Below are 19,585 nucleotides of genomic sequence, written 5' to 3' on the forward strand. Positions count from 1 at the left end.
AGCGGTCCGCCTCCCGCTGAAGATCTCCCCTCGGCGGCGGAGATCATTCCTTGAGCGGCGTCACTCGAACGAGGGGTGTTGGCTGGCGGGAACCCAATCTCGAATAGCAGTTCGATAGCCTGCGGGGGCAGCGCGCACGGACGGGGGGCGGCGCGGGCAGGCGCGAGCAGGAACGCGCGAACGACAGCGCACACGGCAGCGCACGACAGCGGTCCGAGCGGAGCTTGGGGGTGCCAGAACCAATGGTGCGGCGCATCGACGTGACCGGGGCGACCGGCGTACGCCTCGCGGCCTGGGAGTTCGGCGACCCTCCGAAGCCCGACCCGAACACCGACGGCAACCACCGCTCCCCCGGCGTGCTGTTACTCCACGGCCTGATGGGACGCGCCTCGCACTGGGTGTCCACGGCCCGCTGGCTGTCGGCGCGCCACCGCGCCGTCGCCCTCGACCAGCGCGGCCACGGACAGAGCGAGAAGCCCCCACAGGCCTCCTACACCCGCGAGGCCTACGTGGAGGACGCCGAGGCCGCCCTGGAACAGCTCGGCCTCGCCCCCGCCGTCCTCGTCGGCCACGCCATGGGCGCCCTGACCGCCTGGCAGCTCGCCGCCAAACGCCCCGACCTGGTCCGCGGCCTGATCATCAGCGACATGCGCGCCTCCGCCCTCGGCGCCGCCTCCCAGCGGGAGTGGGAGGACTGGTTCCGCGCCTGGCCCGTCCCCTTCGCCACCCTCGCCGACGTACGCAAGTGGTTCGGCGAGGACGACCCCTGGGTGGAGCGCCCCAGTCCGGCCCGCGGCGCGTTCTACGCCGAGGTGATGCACGAGTGCGAGGACGGCTGGCGCCCCGTCTTCGAGCCCGCCCAGATGCTGAGGTCCCGCGAGACCTGGGTCTACGACGCCCACTGGGAGGAGCTGGCCCAGGTCAGGTGCCCCACCCTGGTCGTCCGCGGCCTCGACGGAGAGCTGGGCCGCGCGGAGGCCCAGGAGATGGTCCGCGTCCTCCCGCACGGCGAGTACGCCGAGGTCGCCGACGCCGGACACCTCGTCCACTACGACCAGCCCGAGGCGTGGCGGGCGGCCGTCGAACCGTTCCTGAACGGCGTGCTCACCCGCTGACGGAGGGGAGCCACCGGCCGCTTCCCAAAAAAACGGTTGATGCGGGGCGGGAGTGGTTCTTAGGGTGGCGGTACACGAGAAGGGAGGTGGTTCGGCAGATGTATGAATACCGGACGCGTGAGGTGGCTGCGGGCTAGCGGCCCGTCACCACATCCAGTGCGGTGCCGGACCCGTGCGTGAAAGACGCGCACAGCCGGCCCAATCCCAGCAGTCACCCGACCCGCGAGTCGCCGGTACGTCCGGCCGGCTCCTCCACGGAGGAACCAGACTCGCGGGTCGTCTGCGTCCAGGGCCTCAGCGGCTGATGTCCTCGTAGCCCTCGATCTCGCGCGGGTCGCGCGAGGGGGGACCGACATAGCGGGCCGAGGGGCGCACCAGGCGGCCGGTGCGCTTCTGCTCCAGGATGTGCGCCGACCAGCCCGCCGTACGGGCGCAGGTGAACATGGACGTGAACATGTGCGCCGGGACCTCCGCGAAGTCCAGGACGATCGCCGCCCAGAACTCCACGTTGGTCGCCAGCACCCGGTCCGGGCGGCGGCTGTGCAGCTCCGCCAGGGCCGCCTTCTCCAGGGCCTCGGCGACCTCGAACCGCGGCGCACCCAGTTCCCGCGCGGTGCGGCGCAGCACCCGCGCGCGCGGGTCCTCGGCACGGTAGACGCGGTGGCCGAAGCCCATCAGCCGCTCACCCTTGTCGAGGGTCCGCCGGACGTACGCCTCCGCGTCGCCGGTGCGCTCGATCTCCTCGATCATGCCGAGGACCCGGGACGGGGCACCGCCGTGCAGCGGGCCCGACATGGCGCCGACGGCGCCGGAGAGCGCCGCCGCCACGTCCGCGCCGGTCGAGGCGATCACGCGGGCCGTGAAGGTGGAGGCGTTCATGCCGTGCTCGGCGGCGGACGTCCAGTAGGCGTCGACGGCCGCGACGTGCCGGGGGTCGGGCTCGCCCCGCCAGCGGATCATGAAGCGTTCGACGACGGAGTGGGCCTTGTCGATCTCCCGCTGCGGGACCATCGGCCGCCCCTGGCCGCGCGCCGACTGGGCGACGTAGGACAGGGCCATCACGGCGGCGCGGGCGAGGTCGTCGCGGGCCTGCTCGGCATCGATGTCGAGGAGCGGTTTCAGCCCCCACACCGGGGCCAGCATGGCGAGCGCGGACTGGACGTCGACGCGGATGTCACCGGAGTGGACGGGGATCGGGAACGGCTCGGCGGGCGGCAGTCCGGGGTTGAAGGCACCGTCGACCAGCAGGCCCCAGACGTTGCCGAACGAGACATGGCCGACGAGGTCCTCGATGTCGACGCCGCGGTACCTGAGGGCTCCGCCCTCCTTGTCCGGTTCGGCGATCTCCGTCTCGAAAGCGACGACTCCCTCGAGTCCGGGTACGAAGTCGGACATCAGGCGGCTCCTCGTGATGTGTGCGACGGATGGGGTTGGCGGCAAGCAGGCGGGCGTGTGGCGGGGGAAAGGTGCCCGGCGCCCTGAGATCCACGGCCCTGTGCGGCACGGCTCGCGGTCCCGGACGTCATTCCTGTGATGCCCCGTGCGGCTGCACGATATCCCTGAGTGCCACTTCTGGGGAGAGTTCGCGGCACTCAGTGCCAGGCGGGTGACGAAGGACACCGTCGCCCACCCGCCGCCGCGGATACGGCAAGATGACCGAGTGACCGACGCAGCCGCCGCCCTGCCCGCCGACGACGCCCCCCACCCCGCCGCGATGCGCAAGCAGTACCGGGCCGAGGGCCTCGCCGAGAAGGACCTGGCCGCCACGCCCGTGGCGCAGTTCGCGCGCTGGTTCCAGCAGGCCGCGACCGAGGGCCGCCTGTTCGAGCCCAACGCGATGGTCGTCGCCACCGCCGACGCCGAGGGGCGGCCCAGCTCCCGCACGGTGCTGCTGAAGCACTTCGACGAACAGGGCTTCGTCTTCTACACCAACTACGACTCCCGCAAGGCCCGCGACCTCGCCGCGAACCCGTACGTGTCGCTGCTGTTCCCCTGGCACCCCATGGCCCGCCAGGTCATCGTCACCGGCGTGGCCCGCCGCACCGGCCGCGACGAGACCGCCGCGTACTTCCGCACCCGCCCGCACGGCTCCCAGCTCGGCGCCTGGGCCAGCGCCCAGTCCACGGTGATCACCACCCGCGCGGAACTGGACGCCTCCTACGCCGAGCTGGCCGCCCGCTACCCGGAGGGCGAGCAGGTACCGGTGCCGCCGCACTGGGGCGGCTTCCGGGTGGCGCCGGAGACGGTGGAGTTCTGGCAGGGCCGCGAGAACCGGCTCCACGACCGGCTCCGCTACGTCACCCAGCCGGACGGCAGCTGGCGAGTCGAGCGACTGGCGCCGTAAACGCTTACGTCAGCGTCTCCTCCAGCAGCGCCGCCCACTGCGCCACCACCCGCTCCCGGCGCTGCCCGTCGTCGGTGAGGAGGTTGGCCAGGCCCAGGCCGCGGGCCATGTCCAGCAGGCCCTGCACGGTCTCCCGGACGCCGGGGCGGGACTCGTCGGCGCCCAGCAGCTCCACGGCGATGCGATGCGTCTCCCGGCCCACGCGGGCCTCCAGCTCGGTCACCCGGGGCCGTAGCTGCTCCTCGTCGGACGCGGCGACCCACAGGTGCAGGGCGGCGCGGAAGAGGGGGCCGGTGTAGAGGTCGACGAGGGCGGCGACGACGGCCCGCCGGTCGGCCCCGGCGCCCCGCGGGCCCTGCGGGAACAGGGCGCGCAGGGCCTGGGAGCGTTCCTCGGCGACGTACTCGACGGCGGCCGTGAACAGGTCCTCGCGGGTCGGGAAGTGGTGCTGGGCCGCGCCCCGGGAGACCCCGGCGCGCATCGCGACGACGGCGACCGTGGAGCCCGCCCAGCCGTGTTCGGCGAGGCAGGCCACGGCGGCTTCCAGCAGGCGCTGCCGGGTGGCCCGGCTGCGGTCCTGCTTGGGCATGCGGTCGGCCCGCTCGCCGCGTTGTCCGGCACCTCCGGCGCGCTCGGCCGTGCTCACACCAACCATTCCGGATCCCGTCGTTCGAGGAAGGCCGTCATCCCCTCGCGGGCCTGCGCGGAGGAGAACAGCCTGGCCGAGAGCGCGGTCAGATCCGCCGCGTCCCGGTCGAAGGCCTCCAGCACCCTAGCCGTGAGCAGCCGTTTCGTCTCGGCGAGGGCCCCGGGGGCGGAGCGGCGCAGCCCGTCGAGGACGGGTTCGAGTACGGCGTCGACGTCCTCCCCCGCCGCCGTCAGCAGCCCGATCCGGGCCGCCTCCACGGCGTCGAAGCGCTCGCCGGTGAGGTAGTAGCGGGCGAGGGCGCGCGGGTCGGTGCGCGGCAACAGGGGCAGCGAGATGACGGCGGGCGCCACCCCGATCCGCACCTCCGTGAACGCGAAGCCGGCCGCGTGGGAGGCTGCGGCGATGTCGCAGGCGGCCAGCAGGCCCAGGCCGCCCGCGCGGACGTGTCCGGTGACCCGCGCGACCACCGGCTTCGGCAGCTCGACGAGCTGGCGGAGCAGCCCGACCAGGGCGTCCGGGTGCGGCGGGTCCCGCAGGTCGGCACCGGCGCAGAAGGTGTTGCCGGTGTGGGTGAGGACGACCGCGCGCACGTCGTCGTCCTTGCCGCACTCGGTGAGCGCGGTGGTGAGCGCGTCGACGAGCGCGGCGGACAGGGCGTTGCGGGTGTCCGGCGAGTCGAGGCTGACCCACTCCACGCCACGCGCGCGTGCACGGCCGATCAGGGACGTCACCTGGCCTCCCGGAGCTGACGGCGCAGGATCTTCCCGGAGACGGCGCGGGGCACACCGTCGATGAAGACGACCTCGCGGACGCGTTTGTAGGGGGCGACGCGTTCGGCGACGTACATCATGACCTCGCCCTCGGAGAGGTCCGGCGCGGACGGCTGGCGGACGACGAAGGCGCGCGGGACCTCGTTGCCCTCGTCGTTGTAGACGCCGATGACGGCGGCGTCGGCGATGCCGGGGTGGGTGAGCAGCAGGGCCTCCAGTTCGGCGGGGGCCACCTGGAAGCCCTTGTACTTGATGAGTTCCTTCACCCGGTCGACGACGAACAGCCACCCTCCCCCACTCTCGGCTTCGCTCGAGCGGGAGGTGCCCCCATCGTCGACGTACCCGACGTCACCGGTGTGCAGCCAGCCGTCCTCGTCGATCATCGACGCGGTGGCGTCGGGGCGGCCGAGGTAGCCCTTCATCACCTGGGGCCCGCGGATGAGGATCTCGCCGCTCTCTCCCGGCCCGAGGTCCTTGCCGGGGTCGTCGAGGGAGACGACACGCATCTCGGTGCCCGCGATCAGCTTGCCGACGGTACCGGGCGGGGCCTCGCGCATGGCGTCCAGGGGGACGACATGGGTGCCCGGGGACAGTTCCGTCATGCCGTAGGCCTGGCCCACGGGCGGCAGGCGGAGCCGCTGGGAGCAGGCCGCGGCGAGGGCCGCGTCCAGTGGGGCGGCGGCGCTGATGACGTACTTCAGGGACGACAGGTCGTACTCAGATACCGCCGGGTGCTTGGCGAGGGCGAGCACGATCGGCGGGGCCACGTACAGGGCGGTGATGCGGTGGTTCTGGATCGCCGCGAGGAACTGCTCCAGGTCGAAGCGGGGCAGCACGACGACGGTGGCGCCGTTGCGCAGCGGCGCGTTCATCAGGGCGGTGAGGCCGTAGATGTGGAAGAACGGCAGCACCGCGAGGACGCGTTCGCCCGGGCCGGTGCCGATGCTGGGCTCCAGCTGGGCGAGGTTGGTGGCGATCTGCCGGTGGGTGAGCATCACGCCCTTGGGTGTGCCGGTCGTGCCGGACGAGTACGGCAGCGCGGCGACGTCCTCGGCCGGGTCGATGCCGACGCTCGGCTCGGGCGCCGTCGAGGCGAGCATGTCGATCAGGGAGCGGTGGCCGGGCGCGCTGTCGCAGACGAAGATCTCCTCCACCCCGCCCGCGAGTTCGGCGGCCCGCCGCGCGGTCTCCAGCAGCGGCGAGACGGTGACGATCCAGCGGGCGGCCGAGTCGCCGAGCTGCTTGGCGAACTCCTCGGCGGTGGCCAGCGGGTGCACGGTGGTGACCGAGGCACCCGCGCGGGTGGCCGCGTAGAAGGCGGTGGGGAAGGCGATCGTGTTGGGGCTGTGCAGGGCGAGCACATCGCCCTTGCGGACGCCCGCGTCGGCGAGCGCGGCGGCGACGCGCCGGTGGAAGCGGTCCAGCTGCTCGTAGGTGAGAGTGGTTCCGTCGGTGCCGTCGACGAGCGCGGGGAGGTCCCCGAACTCGGCGGCGCGGCCGAGGACCGCCTCGTGGATGGGGAGTTCTACGGGTGGGACGTCTGCGTACTCGCTGCGGAACATGGGTTCCTCCTCGCACGACGCTGTGCCGGACGGATGACGTCGGACGGACGACGTCAGTAGGACTTCGGCAGGCCGAGGGTCTGGTGGGAGACGTAGTTGAGAATCATCTCCCGGCTCACCGGAGCAATACGAGCCACGCGCGCCGCCGTTATCAACGAGGCGAGCCCGAACTCGCGCGTGAGGCCGTTCCCGCCGAGGGTGTGCACGGCCTGGTCGACCGCCTTCACATTGGCCTCCGCGGCGGCGTACTTCGCCATGTTCGCGGCCTCCCCCGCGCCGACGTCGTCGCCCGCGTCGTACAGGTACGCCGCCTTCTGCATCATCAGCCGCGCGAGTTCCAGGTCGATGTGCGCCTGTGCGAGGGGGTGGGCGATGGCCTGGTGGGCGCCGATGGGCGCCTTCCACACGGTGCGTTCCCGGGCGTACTCGATGGCCCGCGCGAGCGCGTAGCGGCCCATGCCGATCGCGAACGCGGCCGTCATGATCCGCTCCGGGTTGAGGCCCGCGAACAGCTGGAGCAGGCCCGCGTCCTCGTCCCCGACGAGCGCCTGAGGGGGCAGTCGTACGTCGTCCAGGACCAGCTCGAACTGCTTCTCGGCGGCGTTCAGCTCCATGTCGATCCTGCTGCGCTGGAAGCCGGGTGCGTCGCGCGGGACGATGAACAGGCAGGGCTTGAGGTTGCCGGTGCGGGCGTCCTCGGTGCGGCCGACGATGAGGGTGGCGTCCGCGATGTCGACTCCGGAGACGAAGACCTTGCGGCCGGTGAGCAGCCAGTCGGCGCCGTCGCGGCGGGCGGTGGTGGTGATGCGGTGGGAGTTGGAGCCCGCGTCGGGCTCGGTGATGCCGAACGCCATGGTGCGGGTGCCGTCCGCCAGGGCGGGGAGCCACTCCTGTTTCTGGGCGTCCGTGCCGAAGCGGGCGATCACCGTGCCGCAGATGGCCGGGGAGACGACGAGCATGAGCAGGGGGCAGCCCGCGGCGCCCAGCTCCTCGAGGACGATGGAGAGTTCGGTGATGCCGCCGCCTCCGCCGCCGTATGCCTCCGGCAGGTTGACGCCGAGGTAGCCGAGTTTGCCTGCGTCGGACCAGAGTTGTTCGCGGTCGTGGTTGCGGCCGTGGCGTCTGCCCAGTTGGGCGACCGCGGATCGGAGAGCCTTGTGTTCTTCGGTCTCGATGAGGGTGGTCACTGTTGTCCTCCGGGTGCGGGTGGTGGGTGGCTGGTCGCGCAGTTCCCCGCGCCCCTAAGGGGCGTCGCTGTCGACGACCGCCAAGAGGGTGCCGACCCGCACTTGCTGGCCCGGGGCGGCGTTCAGGGCGCTGAGCGTGCCGGTGGTCGGGGCCTTGATCTCGTGTTGCATCTTCATCGCCTCCAGCCAGAGCAGGGGCTGTCCGGCCTCCACCCGGGCGCCTGCCGCCAGGCCCTCCGCCACGCGGACGACCGTGCCCGGCATGGGGGCCAGGAGGGAGCCCGGGGCGTGCTGTTGCGTCGGGTCGGGGAAGCGGGGCAGAGCCGCGAGGCGGGTGGTGTTGACGTACACCTGGTCGCCGTAGCGTGTGACCTCGTACTTGCGGCGTACGCCGTCCACTTCCAGGACGACGAGGCCCCCGTCGGCGTGCACGACCCGCACCCCGTCCGCCTCGAAGCCGCCCGCGCGGGTGTGCCGGTACTGGACCTCTCGCTTCTCGCCCGCCACCGCGTAGCGCTTGGTCTGGGGCTGGGAGGGCAGGTTGCGCCAGCCGCCGAAGGGGGAGCGGGCGTGGGCGTCGGCCAGGGCGGCGGCGAGGGGGGCGTGGGGGTCGGGGACCGGGTCGGTCAGGTCGTCGAGGTGGCGGTCGTAGAAGCCCGTGTCCATGTGGGCGGACGTGAACTCCTCGTGGCGCAGGGAGCGGATCAGCAGGTCGCGGTTGGTGACGGGGCCGTGGATCGTGGCCCGTTCGAGGGCGTCGGCGAGTTTGCGGACGGCTTCGGCGCGGGTGGGGGCGTGGGCGACGGCCTTGGCGAGCATGGGGTCGTAGTGGACGCCGATGTCGTCGCCGTCGGTGTAGCCGGTGTCCAGGCGGACGCCGGCCGGGACGGTGAGGCGGTGCAGGGTGCCGGTCTGCGGGGCCCAGCCGTGGGCGGGGTCCTCGGCGTAGAGGCGGGCCTCGACGGCGTGGCCACGCGCGCGTGGCGGGTCGGCTTCCAGGGCCTCGCCCTCCGCGACGCGGATCTGGGCCGCCACCAGGTCGATGCCGAAGACGGCCTCGGTGACGGGGTGTTCGACCTGGAGACGGGTGTTCATCTCCAGGAAGTGCGGCCGGCCGTCGGCGACGAGGAACTCGACGGTTCCGGCGCCGGTGTAGTCGACGGCGCGGGCGGCGCGTACGGCGGTGTCGTGCAGCTCGGCCGTCAGCGCCTCGGTGAGGCCGGGGGCGGGGGCCTCCTCGATCACCTTCTGGTGGCGGCGCTGGAGGGAGCAGTCGCGGGTGCCGAGCGCCCACACCGTGCCGTGGGTGTCGGCGAGGATCTGCACCTCGATGTGGCGGCCGTCCTCGATGTACGGCTCGGTGAACACCTCGTCGTCCCCGAACGCGGCCAGTGCCTCCGCGCGGGCGGCCGTCAGTTCGGCGTCGAGGTCGGCGAGGCGGCGTACGACACGCATGCCGCGCCCGCCGCCGCCCGCCGCCGCCTTCACCAGCACCGGCAGGTCGGCCTCGGTGACCTCGTGCAGCGGCGCCAGGCCCAGGAGCTGTTTGGCGCGCGTCTTGGACGCCATCGCCTCGATCGCCTCCGGCGGCGGGCCGATCCAGGTCAGGCCCGCGTCGCGGACCGCGCGGGCGAAGTCGGCGTTCTCGGAGAGGAAGCCGTAGCCGGGGTGTACGGCGTCGGCGCCGGCGGCGAGGGCTGCCTTCACGATCAGGTCGCCGCGCAGGTAGGTGTCGGCGGGCGTCGCGCCCGGCAGCCGTACCGTCGTGTCGGCCACGCGCGCGTGGAGGGCGTTCTCGTCCGGGTCGGAGTGCACGGCGACCGTCCGGACACCCAACTCACGGCAGGTGCGGAAGACCCGGCAGGCGATCTCGCCCCGGTTGGCGACGAGCAGACTCGAAATCACAGGGTTCCCTCACATCCGGAAGACGCCGAAGCCGCCCCGTACGCCCTCGTAGGGCGCGGTGTGCACGGCGGACAGGCACAGGCCGAGAACGGTGCGGGTGTCGCGGGGGTCGATGACGCCGTCGTCGTAGAGCCGCCCGGACAGGAACATCGGCAGCGACTCGGACTCGATCTGCTGCTCGACCATCGCGCGCAGGGCGGCGTCGGCCTCGTCGTCGTAGGGCTGGCCCTTGGCCGCCGCCGACTGCCGGGCCACGATCGACAGGACGCCCGCGAGCTGCTGGGGGCCCATCACGGCGGACTTGGCGCTGGGCCAGGCGAACAGGAAGCGCGGGTCGTAGGCCCGGCCGCACATGCCGTAGTGCCCGGCGCCGTACGACGCCCCCATGAGGACCGACAGGTGGGGGACCCGGCTGTTGCTCACCGCGTTGATCATCATCGAGCCGTGCTTGATGATGCCGCCCTGCTCGTACTCCTTGCCGACCATGTAGCCGGTGGTGTTGTGGAGGAAGACCAGCGGGATGTCACGCTGGTTGGCAAGCTGGATGAACTGGGCGGCCTTCTGGGACTCCTCGCTGAAGAGGACCCCCTGGGCGTTGGCGAGCACACCGACGGGGTAGCCGTGCAGCTGCGCCCAGCCGGTGACCAGGCTGGTGCCGTAGAGGGGCTTGAACTCGTCGAAGTCGGAGGCGTCGACGACGCGGGCGATGACCTCGCGCGGGTCGAAGGGGGTCCTGAGGTCGCCGGGGACGATCCCCAGGAGTTCGTCCGGGTCGTACTTCGGGGGGACGGCGGGGCCCGGGTCCGGGTACGCCTTGCGGTGGCTGAGGCGGGCGACGACCCGGCGTGCCTGGCGCAGGGCGTCGGGTTCGTCGACGGCGAAGTAGTCGGCGAGGCCCGACACGCGCGCGTGCATCCCGGCGCCGCCCAGGGACTCGTCGTCGCTCTCCTCACCGGTCGCCATCTTCACCAGCGGCGGACCGCCGAGGAAGACCTTGGCGCGCTCCTTGACCATGATCACGTGGTCGGACATGCCGGGGATGTAGGCGCCGCCCGCCGTCGAGTTGCCGAAGACGACGGCGACGGTGGGGATTCCGGCGGCGGACAGCCGGGTGATGTCCCGGAAGATCGCCCCGCCGGGGATGAAGATCTCCTTCTGGGAGGGCAGGTCGGCGCCGCCGGACTCCACCAGGCTGATGCAGGGCAGCCGGTTGGCCAGCGCGATGTCGTTGGCGCGCAGCGCCTTCTTCAGGCTCCACGGGTTGCTCGCGCCGCCGCGCACGGTCGGGTCGTTGGCGGTGATCAGGCACTCCACGCCCTCGACCACCCCGATCCCGGTGACCAGCGAGGCGCCGACGGTGTAGTCACTGCCCCAGCCGGCGAGCGGGGACAGTTCCAGGAACGGGGTGTCCGGGTCGAGGAGCAGCTCGATGCGCTCCCGCGCGAGCAGTTTGCCGCGCCCGCGGTGCCGTTCGACGTACTTCTCACCGCCGCCCGCGAGTGCCTTGGCGTGCTCGGTGCCGAGTTCCGCGAGCTTGGCGAGCATGGCCTCGCGGTGGGCGGCGTAGTCGGCGCCGCCGGTGTCCAAAGAGGTCTGAAGAACCGTCACAGCAAGGTCTCCGGGATGTCGAGACGGCGGGAGCGCAGCCATTCGCCGAGCGCCTTGGCCTGCGGGTCGAAGCGGTGCTGGGCCGCGACGCCCGCGCCGAGGACGCCCTCGACGACGAAGTTGAGGGCACGGAGGTTCGGCAGGGTGTGCCGTACGACGGTCAGGTCCGCGGTCTCCGGGAGCAGTTCCCGGAACCGGTCGACGGTGAGGGTGTGGGCGAGCCACCGCCAGGCCTCCTCCGTCCGCGCCCACACGCCGACGTTGGCGTCCCCGCCCTTGTCACCGCTGCGGGCGCCCGCGACCAGACCGAGCGGGGCCCGGCGGGTGGGCCCTCCTTCGGGCACGGCTTCCGTGGGCGGCTCGGGCAGGGGCTCCAGTGCGCGCGTGTCGCGGGCCGGGGGCACGGCGGTCCGCCGCCCGTCGGGGAGGACCGCCACATGGTCCACGGCGCCCTGCTCGACGTAGGCCGCCTCGAACACCCCGTACGGGCTGCCCTTGCCGGGCGGGGCCGTCACGTGGAAGCCGGGATAGCTGGCGAGGGCCAGCTCGATCGCGGCGCCGCTGAAGGCGCGGCCCACCGCCTCCTGGTCGGGGTCGCGCACCACGAGCCGGAGCAGGGCGCTCGCGGTCTCCTCGGTGGCCGCGTCGGGGCGGTCGGTGCGGGCCAGCTCCCAGCGGACCTCGGCGGGCGGCCGTTTGGCCAGCGCCTGGGTCATCTGGGCGCGCACCAGCGCCGCCTTCGCCTCGATGTCGAGGCCGGTGAGGACGAAGACGACCTCGTTGCGGTAGCCGCCGAGCCGGGTGCGGCCGACCTTGAGCGTCGGGGGCGGGGCCTCCCCGCGCACGCCCTCGATCCGTACCCGGTCGGGGCCGTCCTGGGTGAGGCGGACGGTGTCGAGGCGGGCGGTGACGTCGGGGCCCGCGTACCGGGCGCCGCCCGTCTCGTACAGGAGCTGCGCGGTGACCGTGCCGACGTCGACGAGGCCGCCCGTGCCGGGATGCTTGGTGATCACGCAGGTGCCGTCGGCGTGGATCTCGGCGAGCGGGAAGCCGGGGTGCGTCAGCCCGTGCTTCACGCCTTGAAAAAAGGCGTAGTTGCCGCCTGTGACCTGGGTCCCGCACTCCAGTACGTGCCCGGCGACGACCGCGCCCGCGAGCCGGTCGTACTCCGTCGGCGCCCAGCCGAAGTGCGCGGCGGCCGGTCCGGTGACCAGTGCGGCGTCCGTGACGCGCCCGGTGACGACGATGTCCGCGCCGGCGTCCAGACAGGCCGCGATCCCGAATCCGCCCAGGTAGGCGTGGGCGGTGAGGCTCCCCGGGTAGGAGGCGGTGAGGTCGTCGCCCTCGACGTGCGCGACCCGCACCGGGATGCCGAGCCGGTCCGCCAGCTGCCGTACCGCGTCCGCGAGGCCCGCCGGGTTCAGCCCGCCCGCGTTGGCGACGATCTTCACGCCGCGCTGGTGGGCGAGGCCCAGGCACTCCTCCAGCTGCCGCAGGAAGGTGCGCGCGTACCCGGCGGAAGGGTCCTTCAGCCGGTCCCGGCCGAGGATCAGCATGGTCAGCTCGGCGAGGTAGTCACCGGTGAGGACGTCCAGCTCACCGCCGGTGAGCATCTCGTGCAGGGCGTCGAAGCGGTCGCCGTAGAAGCCGGAGGCGTTGCCGATGCGCAGGGTCACGGCGCGTCCCCCTTGGCGGCGCGTCCGGCGCCGGGCGGGCCCGCGAAGGCCTGGGCGATGTCCAGCCAGCGGTCGGCGTCGGCTCCCTCGGCCCGCACGGCGAGGTCGGCGCGGTGGGCACGCTGGGTGACCAGCAGGCAGAAGTCGAGTGCGGGGCCGGTGACGCGCTGGGCCGCGTCCTCGGGGCCGTACAGCCAGGTCTCCCCGGACGGTGCGGTGAGTTCGACGCGGAACGGGTCGGCGGGCGGGGTGCGGCCGTGGGTGTGGAAGGCGAAGTCGCGGGTCCGCACCCCGATCCAGGCCACGTGCCGCAGCCGGTCGGTGGGCTCCCGTGCGACACCCAGCGCGTCCGCGACGTCCAGGCCGTGCGCCCAGGTCTCCATGAGGCGGGCGGTCGCCATCGAGGCGGCGGACATGGGCGGCCCGTACCAGGGGAAACGGGCGCCGGACGGCGCGTCCCGCAGCGCCTCATCGAGCGCCGCGCGCCCCTCGCGCCACCGCGCCAGCAGTGCGGCGGGGGCGAGCCGGGCGCCTTCCTCGGCGCCCTCGTCGACGAAGCCGTCCGGGGCGGCGAGGGCCTGTTCGACCAGTTTCGCGAAGCCGTCCGCGTCCGTGACGGCGGTCAGGGCAGCCTGGTCGGTCCAGGCGAGGTGGGCGATCTGGTGGGCCACGGTCCAGCCCGGCGCGGGCGTCTCCCGCCGCCACTCCGGCTCGCTCAACTCCGCCACGAGGGCGTCGAGTTCCTCACTCTCCCTGCGCAGATCGTCGATCACGGGCGTGGGATCGGACACGGCTGGCTCCCCTCGGGCACGGCGGCGTGAGGGGGAGCATGGCAGCGGGGGCAGAAACAATCAAGCATGCTTGCATGAATTGACGGGCCACCTGGAAAAGGGGGTGCCGCGGGCCGCGCCGCCTGCCTACCATCGAGGCATGACCTGGCGACATTGATCTTCCAGCACCGCCTCCCGAGGGCCGCCTTCGGAGCCGTATCCCCGGCAACCGAATCGACCCCCTGGGAAGGCCCGATGACCATTTCACCCGCCCGCGCGCCCGGGACCGGCCGCAGCGGTGACGTACGGCGGCTGACACGCCCGCTGTACTGCTACGCGTTCCTCGACGAACTCGTCCTGCTCTACCCGGTGTACGCACTGCTGTTCGCCGACAGCGGCATGTCCGGCTGGCAGATCGCCTCACTGTTCGCCCTCTGGTCGCTGACCTCCGTCGTCCTGGAGGTGCCGTCCGGCGCCTGGGCCGACGCCGTGTCCCGGCGACTGCTGCTCTGGGTCGGCCCGCTGATCACCGCCGCCGGCTACGCCCTGTGGATTCTCACCCCCTCCTACCTGGCCTTCGCCGCCGGTTTCGTCCTCTGGGGCATCAAGGGCGCCCTCGGCTCCGGAGCCCTGGAGGCGCTGGTCTACGAGGAACTCGACCGGGTCGGCGCGTCCGGCCGTTACGCCCGTGTCATGGGCCGCGTGCACTCCCTCGGCATGCTCGGCGTCGTCGCGGCGATGGGCCTCGCGGGGCCCGTCTTCGCGGCCGGTGGCTATGACGCCGTGGGCGCCGCGAGCGTCGCCGGATGCCTGCTGACGGCGCTGGCGGCGTGGCGGCTGCCGGAGCACGGCAGGGACACGGCGGCCGAGGACGAGAAGGGCGGTTGGGCGGCGGCCCTGAAGGACGGCGTCACCGAGGTGCGCGGCAGCCGTGCCGTCCTCGGCGCCCTGCTGCTCGTCCCGGTGGTCACCGGCGTCTGGGGCGCCCTGGACGAGTACACGCCGCTGCTGGTGCGGGAGACCGGCGCGCCGGACCTCGCCGTGCCGTGGCTGCTGCTGGTGATCTACGGCGGTGCGACCCTCGGCGGCCTGCTCGCCGGGCGGGCGGCGCGCCTCGGCGCCGTACGGCTCGGGGTGCTGCTCGCGGCGTCGAGCGTCGCCCTGGCGGCGGGCGCGGCGACGGGCAGCCCGGCGGGCGTGGCGCTGGTCGGCCTCGCCTTCGGCGGCTTCCAGCTCGCCACCGTCCTGGCCGACGCCCGCCTCCAGCACGCCATCGGCGGCCCGGCCCGCGCCACGGTGACCTCGCTGGCGGGGGTGGTGACGGAGGTGGTGACCATCGCCGTGTTCGCCTCGTACGCCGCCCTCACGATGGGCGCGTCGCACGGGACCGCGTTCGTGGTGCTGTCGGTGCCGTATGCGGTGGCGGGGGTGGCGCTGATGGTGACGCGGGCGGGAGGGAGGAGAGCCTGAAGGCGGACTGAGGGGGTCTGAGGGGGTCTGAGGGGGCTGACGCGGGTCGGCCGCCGGGCGACCGTCAGGCCTTCTCCTTCACCCGGCTCCGCCCCCGCCCCACCTGCGTCCGCACCGCACCCATGCTGGCCGCGATGACGAGGGCGATCGCGGCGGCCTGGGTCGCGGAGAGGGCCTGGCTGAGGACGAGGAAGCCCGCCGCGGCGGCGAGGGCGGGTTCCAGGCTCATCAGGATGGCGAAGGTGGAGGCGGGCAGGCGGCGCAGGGCGAGGAGTTCCAGGGTGTAGGGCAGCACGGAGGACAGGACGGCCACCGCCGCGCCGAGACCGAACGTCACCGGGTCCATGAGCTTCGTACCGGACTCTGCGATGCCCAGCGGCAGGAAGAGCACCGCCGCGATCGCCATGGCGAGGGCGAGCCCGTCGGCCTGCGGGAAGCGGCGGCCGGTGCGGGCGCTGAAGACGATGTACGCCGCCCACATGGCGCCCGCGCCCAGCGCGAAGGCCGCGCCGACGGGGTCGAGGTCGCCGACGCCACCGCCGAGGAGGAACACCCCGGCGAGGGCGAGGGCCGCCCACAGGACGTTGATCGCGCGGCGGGAGGCGAGGACGGAGAGGGCCAGCGGGCCGAGGACCTCGAGGGTGACGGCGGGGCCGAGCGGGATGCGGGCGACGGCCTGGTAGAAGAGGCCGTTCATCGCGCCCATGACGAGGCCGAAGAGGACGACCGTGTTCCAGTCGGTGCGGGAGTGGCCGCGCAGCCGGGGGCGGCAGACCACGAGCAGCACGATCGCGGCCACCAGCAGCCGCAGCGCGACCACGCCGAGCGCCCCGGCGCGGGGCATCAGGCTGACCGCGAGCGCGCCGCCGAACTGGACGGACACGCCGCCCGCCAGCACCAGCCCGACCGGGCCGAGCGCGCCGAGCCGTCCGGGGGAGCCGTCCGTCGCGGGCCCGGCGGGGGCCGGGGCGGCGGAGGTGGAGGCACCAGGAAGGGCACTGGGGGTGGTCACGGCGGCTCCGGGTCGTCACACGAACGGTTCGTTCACTCTACTGTACTCACGTGTCCACAGCAGTGGACTCGGTAAGGCGTGTAGCCCTACGACGCAACTGTCAGGTGTGGGCCGTGCGACTGTCAACGGGTTACCGCCCCGTGGACAGCCCTCCGGCACCCGGTACCGTCCGCGCTGCGTCCCCCTCTCACCTTCGGAGGCCCCGTGCGACGACTCCTGGTCGCCCTGTGGCGCGCCCTGCGCCCCGTGCAAACCCGGCTGGTCTGGTGCCTGAACGCCAAGTTCGTGGTGGGTGTGACCGGGGTCGTGCGCGACGACGAGGGACGGGTGCTGCTGCTGAAGCACCGGATGTGGCCGCCGGGACGGCAGTGGGGCCTGCCGAGCGGCTTCGCGCACAAGGGCGAGGACTTCCGGCTCACCCTGGTCCGCGAGGTCAAGGAGGAGACCAACCTCGATGTCGCACCGGGCCGCCTGATCATGCTCAACAGCGGCCTGCGCACCCGCCTGGAGGTGGCCTACGAGGCCGAACTGCTCGGCGGCGAACTGCGTCTGGACCCCGGCGAGATCCTGGAGGCCCGCTGGTGCCACCCGGACGAACTGCCCGGGGACATCCAGCCGGTGTGCCGTCCGCTGGTGCGCGGGGAGACCGCCGTCTGAGCCCGGCCCGTCAGAGGTACTCCTCCAGCACCTCCGCCAGATGTCTGCCCCGCACCCCCGCCAGCTGCTCCAGCTGGGTCCGGCACGAGTAGCCGTCCGCCAGCACCACCGTCTCCCCCGGCGCCTGTCGCACCGCGGGCAGCAGTTGCTCCTCCGCGCAGGCCGCGGACACCTCGTAGTGACCCTTCTCGAAGCCGAAGTTCCCGGCCAGACCGCAGCAGCCGCCGCTCAGGTCCCCGGTCAGCCCGGCCGCCGCGCGCAGCCGCCGGTCGGCGTCGTCGCCGAGGACCGCGTGCTGGTGGCAGTGGGTCTGGCCGACGACGGGCCGGTCCAGCCGGGGCGGCCGCCAGTCGGGCGCGTAGCGCTCCAGCGCCTCCGCGAACGTCACCACCCGCGCCGCCAGGCGTGCCGCGCGCGGATCGTCCGGCAGCAGCTCCGGCAGGTCGGCGCGGAGGGCCGCGGCACAGCTGGGCTCCAGCACGACGACGGGTACGTCCGCTTGCAGCACCGGTGTCATCAGCTCCAGCGTGCGGCGCAGCACCGCGCGGGCCTCGTCGAGCTGGCCGGTGGAGACGTAGGTGAGGCCACAGCACACGCGGGTACGGCGGATGGCGGCGAGCGGGTTCAGCAGCCGCGACGAACCGTCGCCCACCGTCGACAGCCGCAGCGTCGGCGGCAGCGCGATCCGCAGCCCGGCCGCCTCCAGCACGCGTACGGCGGCCTGTCCGACGTTCGGCGAGAGGTGCTCGGTGAAGGTGTCGGGCCACAGGACGACCAGCGTGCCGTCCGTCCCCCGCGGTGCCCTCCTGCGGCGCCACCAGGCGCTGAACGTCCGGCCCGCCACCCGCGGAATCCCCCGCTCCGGCGCGATGCCGCCCAGCCGCTTGGCGAGCCCCCCGAGCGGCCGGACCCGGGCCAGCGCGTTGAGCAGCGGCGCGGTGCGCGTCCGGGCCGTCCAGCGCAGCCACACCGGCAACCGGCCCAGCGCGTAGTGGGCGGCGGGGCGGCGGCGCCCGGCGTAGTGGTGGTGCAGGAACTCCGCCTTGTAGGTGGCCATGTCGACGCCGACCGGGCAGTCCGAGCGGCAGCCCTTGCAGGACAGGCACAGGTCCAGGGCGTCCCGCACCTCCGGGGACCGCCAGCCTTCGGTCACCAGCTCGCCCGCGAGCATCTCGTGCAGCAGCCGGGCCCGCCCGCGCGTGGAGTGCGCCTCCTCGCCGGTCACACGGAACGACGGGCACATCACGGCAGGCCCGCCCGCCGTCGTCGTACGGCACTTGGCGACCCCGACGCAGCGGCGGACGGCCGCCGTGAAGTCGCCGCCGTCGGCGGGGTAGCCGAAGGCCACGTCGACGGGTTCGCGGGGCAGCGGGGCGAAGCGGAGGTTGTCGTCGAGGCGGTGCGGGCGGACCAGCATGCCGGGGTTGAGCAGACCGTCGGGGTCCCAGACGTCCTTGGCCCGCTCGAACAGGGCGACCGTCCCGGCGCCGTACATCGCGGGGAGGAGTTCGGCGCGCGCCTGCCCGTCGCCGTGCTCGCCGGACAGGGAGCCGCCGTGGGCGACGACGAGGGCGGCCAGTTCCCCGGAGAAGCGGCGGAAACGGGCGACGCCGGGCTCCGTCAGCAGGTCGAAGTCGATCCGGACGTGGACGCAGCCGTCGCCGAAGTGCCCGTACGGGGCGCCCCGCAGGCCGTGGGCGGTGAGCAGGGCACGGAAGTCGCGCAGGTAGGCGCCGAGCCGGGCGGGCGGCACCGCGCAGTCCTCCCAGCCGGGCCAGGCCTCCGAGCCGTCCGGCATCCGGGTCGCCGTACCGCTGGCGTCCTCGCGGACGCGCCACAGGGCGCGCTGCCCGGCGGGGTCGGTGACGACGGTGGTGTCCAGGGCGTCGGCGGCCCGCACGACCGCCTCCGCACGCGCGCGTGCCGCCGCCTCCGACTCCCCGCCGGTCTCCACGAACAGCCAGGCCCCGCCGCGCGGCAGCCCGGCCGCGTCCGGCACCAGGTCCCGCGCCATGCCCTCCACGGTGAGCGGGCGGTACGGCAGCAGGCCCGACGCCGCCTGCGCCGCCGCGCTCTCGTCGCCGTAGCCGAGTACGGCGAGCGCACGCGCGCGTGGCGACTCGACGAGCCGTACGACGGCCTCCGTGAGGATGCCGAGTGTGCCCTCGGAGCCGCAGAAGGAGCGGGCGACGTCGGCGCCGCGCTCGGGCAGCAGGGCGTCGAGGGCGTAGCCGGAGATACGGCGGGGCAGGTCGGGGAAGCCGGTGCGCAGCCGCGCCAACTCGCCCTCCACCAGCGGGCGCAGCCCTTCCGGGGCGCCCTGCCAGTCCGGCCCGGGGCGCAGCCGCCGCCCCCGCGCGGTGATCACCGACAGTTCGTGGACGTTGTCGGCGGTTGTGCCCCAGGCCACCGAGTGGGAGCCGCAGGAGTTGTTGCCGATCATGCCGCCGAGGGTGCAGCGGCCGTGGGTGGAGGGGTCGGGGCCGAAGCGCAGCCCGTGCGGGGCGGCGGCTTCCTGGAGGCGGTCGAGGACCAGTCCGGGCTGGACGACGGCCGTGCGCGCCCCGGAATCCAGGGCAACCAACCGGTTCATGTGCCGGGTGAAGTCCAGCACCACCCCCGCCCCGGTCGCCTGTCCCGCGATCGACGTGCCCCCGCCGCGCGCCACCACCGGCGTCCCGTGCGCCCGGCACACCTCCAGCACGGCGGCCACGTCGTCGGCGTCGCGCGGGGCGACGACACCGAGCGGAACGCGCCGGTAGTTGGAGGCGTCCATGGTGGTCAGCGCCCGGTCCATGACACCGAACCCCACCTCGCCCCGGACAGCGGCACGCAGTTCGGCCTCGAGATCCGTCATGCC

Annotated in this window: 15 protein-coding genes; 4 read left to right on the forward strand and 11 right to left on the reverse strand. The window is 73.6% G+C overall.

Annotated features, from left to right (window positions below; genetic code table 11):
- Nucleotides 1-242: 242 nt before the first annotated feature.
- The gene (locus tag KBY47_RS07825) at nucleotides 243-1,115 is read left to right on the forward strand and encodes an alpha/beta fold hydrolase (protein ID WP_210920424.1); all 873 of its coding nucleotides are present in this window, start codon (nucleotides 243-245) and stop codon (nucleotides 1,113-1,115) included.
- A 294-nt stretch (nucleotides 1,116-1,409) separates the two neighbouring features.
- Here the strand turns inward: KBY47_RS07825 and KBY47_RS07830 are convergent, their stop codons facing one another.
- Nucleotides 1,410-2,510, reverse strand: a complete 1,101-nt coding sequence (locus KBY47_RS07830) for a citrate synthase 2 (protein WP_210920234.1) — start codon at nucleotides 2,508-2,510, stop codon at nucleotides 1,410-1,412.
- 265 nt (nucleotides 2,511-2,775) lie between these two features.
- On the opposite strand from KBY47_RS07830, the gene pdxH reads away from it, so the two are divergent.
- Entirely contained in the window at nucleotides 2,776-3,459 is a 684-nt protein-coding gene (gene pdxH / locus KBY47_RS07835; RefSeq protein ID WP_210920235.1) for a pyridoxamine 5'-phosphate oxidase, read from the forward strand.
- Between the two features lie 4 nt (nucleotides 3,460-3,463).
- Here pdxH and KBY47_RS07840 read toward each other — a convergent pair whose 3' ends face one another.
- From KBY47_RS07840 to KBY47_RS07875, 8 genes are read right to left on the reverse strand one after another with little or no spacing between them, the layout of a single operon-like run.
- Nucleotides 3,464-4,114: a TetR/AcrR family transcriptional regulator gene (locus KBY47_RS07840; protein ID WP_210920236.1), complete on the reverse strand. Its 651-nt coding sequence runs from the start codon at nucleotides 4,112-4,114 to the stop codon at nucleotides 3,464-3,466.
- Nucleotides 4,102-4,839 (reverse strand): enoyl-CoA hydratase family protein, encoded by a 738-nt coding sequence (locus KBY47_RS07845; protein ID WP_210920237.1) that lies wholly within the window; start codon nucleotides 4,837-4,839, stop codon nucleotides 4,102-4,104. Before KBY47_RS07845 ends, KBY47_RS07840 begins: the two co-directional genes overlap by 13 nt.
- Nucleotides 4,836-6,440 (reverse strand): 4-coumarate--CoA ligase family protein, encoded by a 1,605-nt coding sequence (locus KBY47_RS07850; protein ID WP_210920238.1) that lies wholly within the window; start codon nucleotides 6,438-6,440, stop codon nucleotides 4,836-4,838. The genes KBY47_RS07845 and KBY47_RS07850 overlap by 4 nt, the downstream gene beginning before the upstream one ends.
- Nucleotides 6,441-6,493: 53 nt before the next feature.
- Entirely contained in the window at nucleotides 6,494-7,627 is a 1,134-nt protein-coding gene (locus KBY47_RS07855; RefSeq protein ID WP_210920239.1) for an acyl-CoA dehydrogenase family protein, read from the reverse strand.
- A gap of 54 nt (nucleotides 7,628-7,681) precedes the next feature.
- Nucleotides 7,682-9,532, reverse strand: a complete 1,851-nt coding sequence (locus KBY47_RS07860) for a biotin carboxylase N-terminal domain-containing protein (RefSeq protein ID WP_210920240.1) — start codon at nucleotides 9,530-9,532, stop codon at nucleotides 7,682-7,684.
- 9 nt (nucleotides 9,533-9,541) lie between these two features.
- Complete coding sequence (locus KBY47_RS07865; RefSeq protein ID WP_210920241.1) at nucleotides 9,542-11,140, reverse strand: acyl-CoA carboxylase subunit beta; 1,599 nt, start codon at nucleotides 11,138-11,140, stop codon at nucleotides 9,542-9,544.
- Nucleotides 11,137-12,816: an acyclic terpene utilization AtuA family protein gene (locus tag KBY47_RS07870; protein ID WP_210920242.1), complete on the reverse strand. Its 1,680-nt coding sequence runs from the start codon at nucleotides 12,814-12,816 to the stop codon at nucleotides 11,137-11,139. Before KBY47_RS07870 ends, KBY47_RS07865 begins: the two co-directional genes overlap by 4 nt.
- Nucleotides 12,813-13,607 (reverse strand): TIGR03084 family metal-binding protein, encoded by a 795-nt coding sequence (locus tag KBY47_RS07875; protein ID WP_210920243.1) that lies wholly within the window; start codon nucleotides 13,605-13,607, stop codon nucleotides 12,813-12,815. Before KBY47_RS07875 ends, KBY47_RS07870 begins: the two co-directional genes overlap by 4 nt.
- 234 nt (nucleotides 13,608-13,841) lie before the next feature.
- On the opposite strand from KBY47_RS07875, the gene KBY47_RS07880 reads away from it, so the two are divergent.
- Nucleotides 13,842-15,056, forward strand: a complete 1,215-nt coding sequence (locus KBY47_RS07880) for an MFS transporter (protein ID WP_210920244.1) — start codon at nucleotides 13,842-13,844, stop codon at nucleotides 15,054-15,056.
- Nucleotides 15,057-15,120: 64 nt separating this feature from the next.
- On the opposite strand, the gene KBY47_RS07885 is transcribed toward KBY47_RS07880, so the two are convergent.
- Nucleotides 15,121-16,068: a DMT family transporter gene (locus tag KBY47_RS07885; RefSeq protein WP_210920245.1), complete on the reverse strand. Its 948-nt coding sequence runs from the start codon at nucleotides 16,066-16,068 to the stop codon at nucleotides 15,121-15,123.
- Between the two features lie 204 nt (nucleotides 16,069-16,272).
- Between KBY47_RS07885 and KBY47_RS07890 the strand changes: the two genes are divergently transcribed.
- Nucleotides 16,273-16,725, forward strand: a complete 453-nt coding sequence (locus KBY47_RS07890; RefSeq protein WP_210920246.1) for an NUDIX hydrolase — start codon at nucleotides 16,273-16,275, stop codon at nucleotides 16,723-16,725.
- Nucleotides 16,726-16,735: 10 nt separating this feature from the next.
- Here the strand turns inward: KBY47_RS07890 and KBY47_RS07895 are convergent, their stop codons facing one another.
- On the reverse strand, nucleotides 16,736-19,582 hold the full coding sequence (locus KBY47_RS07895; RefSeq protein ID WP_210920247.1) for an FAD-binding and (Fe-S)-binding domain-containing protein: 2,847 nt from the start codon (nucleotides 19,580-19,582) through the stop codon (nucleotides 16,736-16,738).
- Nucleotides 19,583-19,585: the final 3 nt, after the last annotated feature.

Source organism: Streptomyces sp. B93 (genome assembly GCF_018070565.1).
GTDB lineage: Bacteria > Actinomycetota > Actinomycetes > Streptomycetales > Streptomycetaceae > Streptomyces.

Bases quoted from the DNA above. Each gene is read 5' to 3' on its own strand.
- KBY47_RS07825 (WP_210920424.1), top strand. From the start codon at position 243: ATGGTGCGGCGCATCGACGTGACCGGGGCGACCGGCGTACGCCTCGCG.
- KBY47_RS07830 (WP_210920234.1), bottom strand. From the start codon at position 2,510: ATGTCCGACTTCGTACCCGGACTCGAGGGAGTCGTCGCTTTCGAGACG.
- KBY47_RS07840 (WP_210920236.1), bottom strand. From the start codon at position 4,114: ATGGTTGGTGTGAGCACGGCCGAGCGCGCCGGAGGTGCCGGACAACGC.
- KBY47_RS07850 (WP_210920238.1), bottom strand. From the start codon at position 6,440: ATGTTCCGCAGCGAGTACGCAGACGTCCCACCCGTAGAACTCCCCATC.
- KBY47_RS07880 (WP_210920244.1), top strand. From the start codon at position 13,842: ATGACCATTTCACCCGCCCGCGCGCCCGGGACCGGCCGCAGCGGTGAC.
- KBY47_RS07895 (WP_210920247.1), bottom strand. From the start codon at position 19,582: ATGACGGATCTCGAGGCCGAACTGCGTGCCGCTGTCCGGGGCGAGGTG.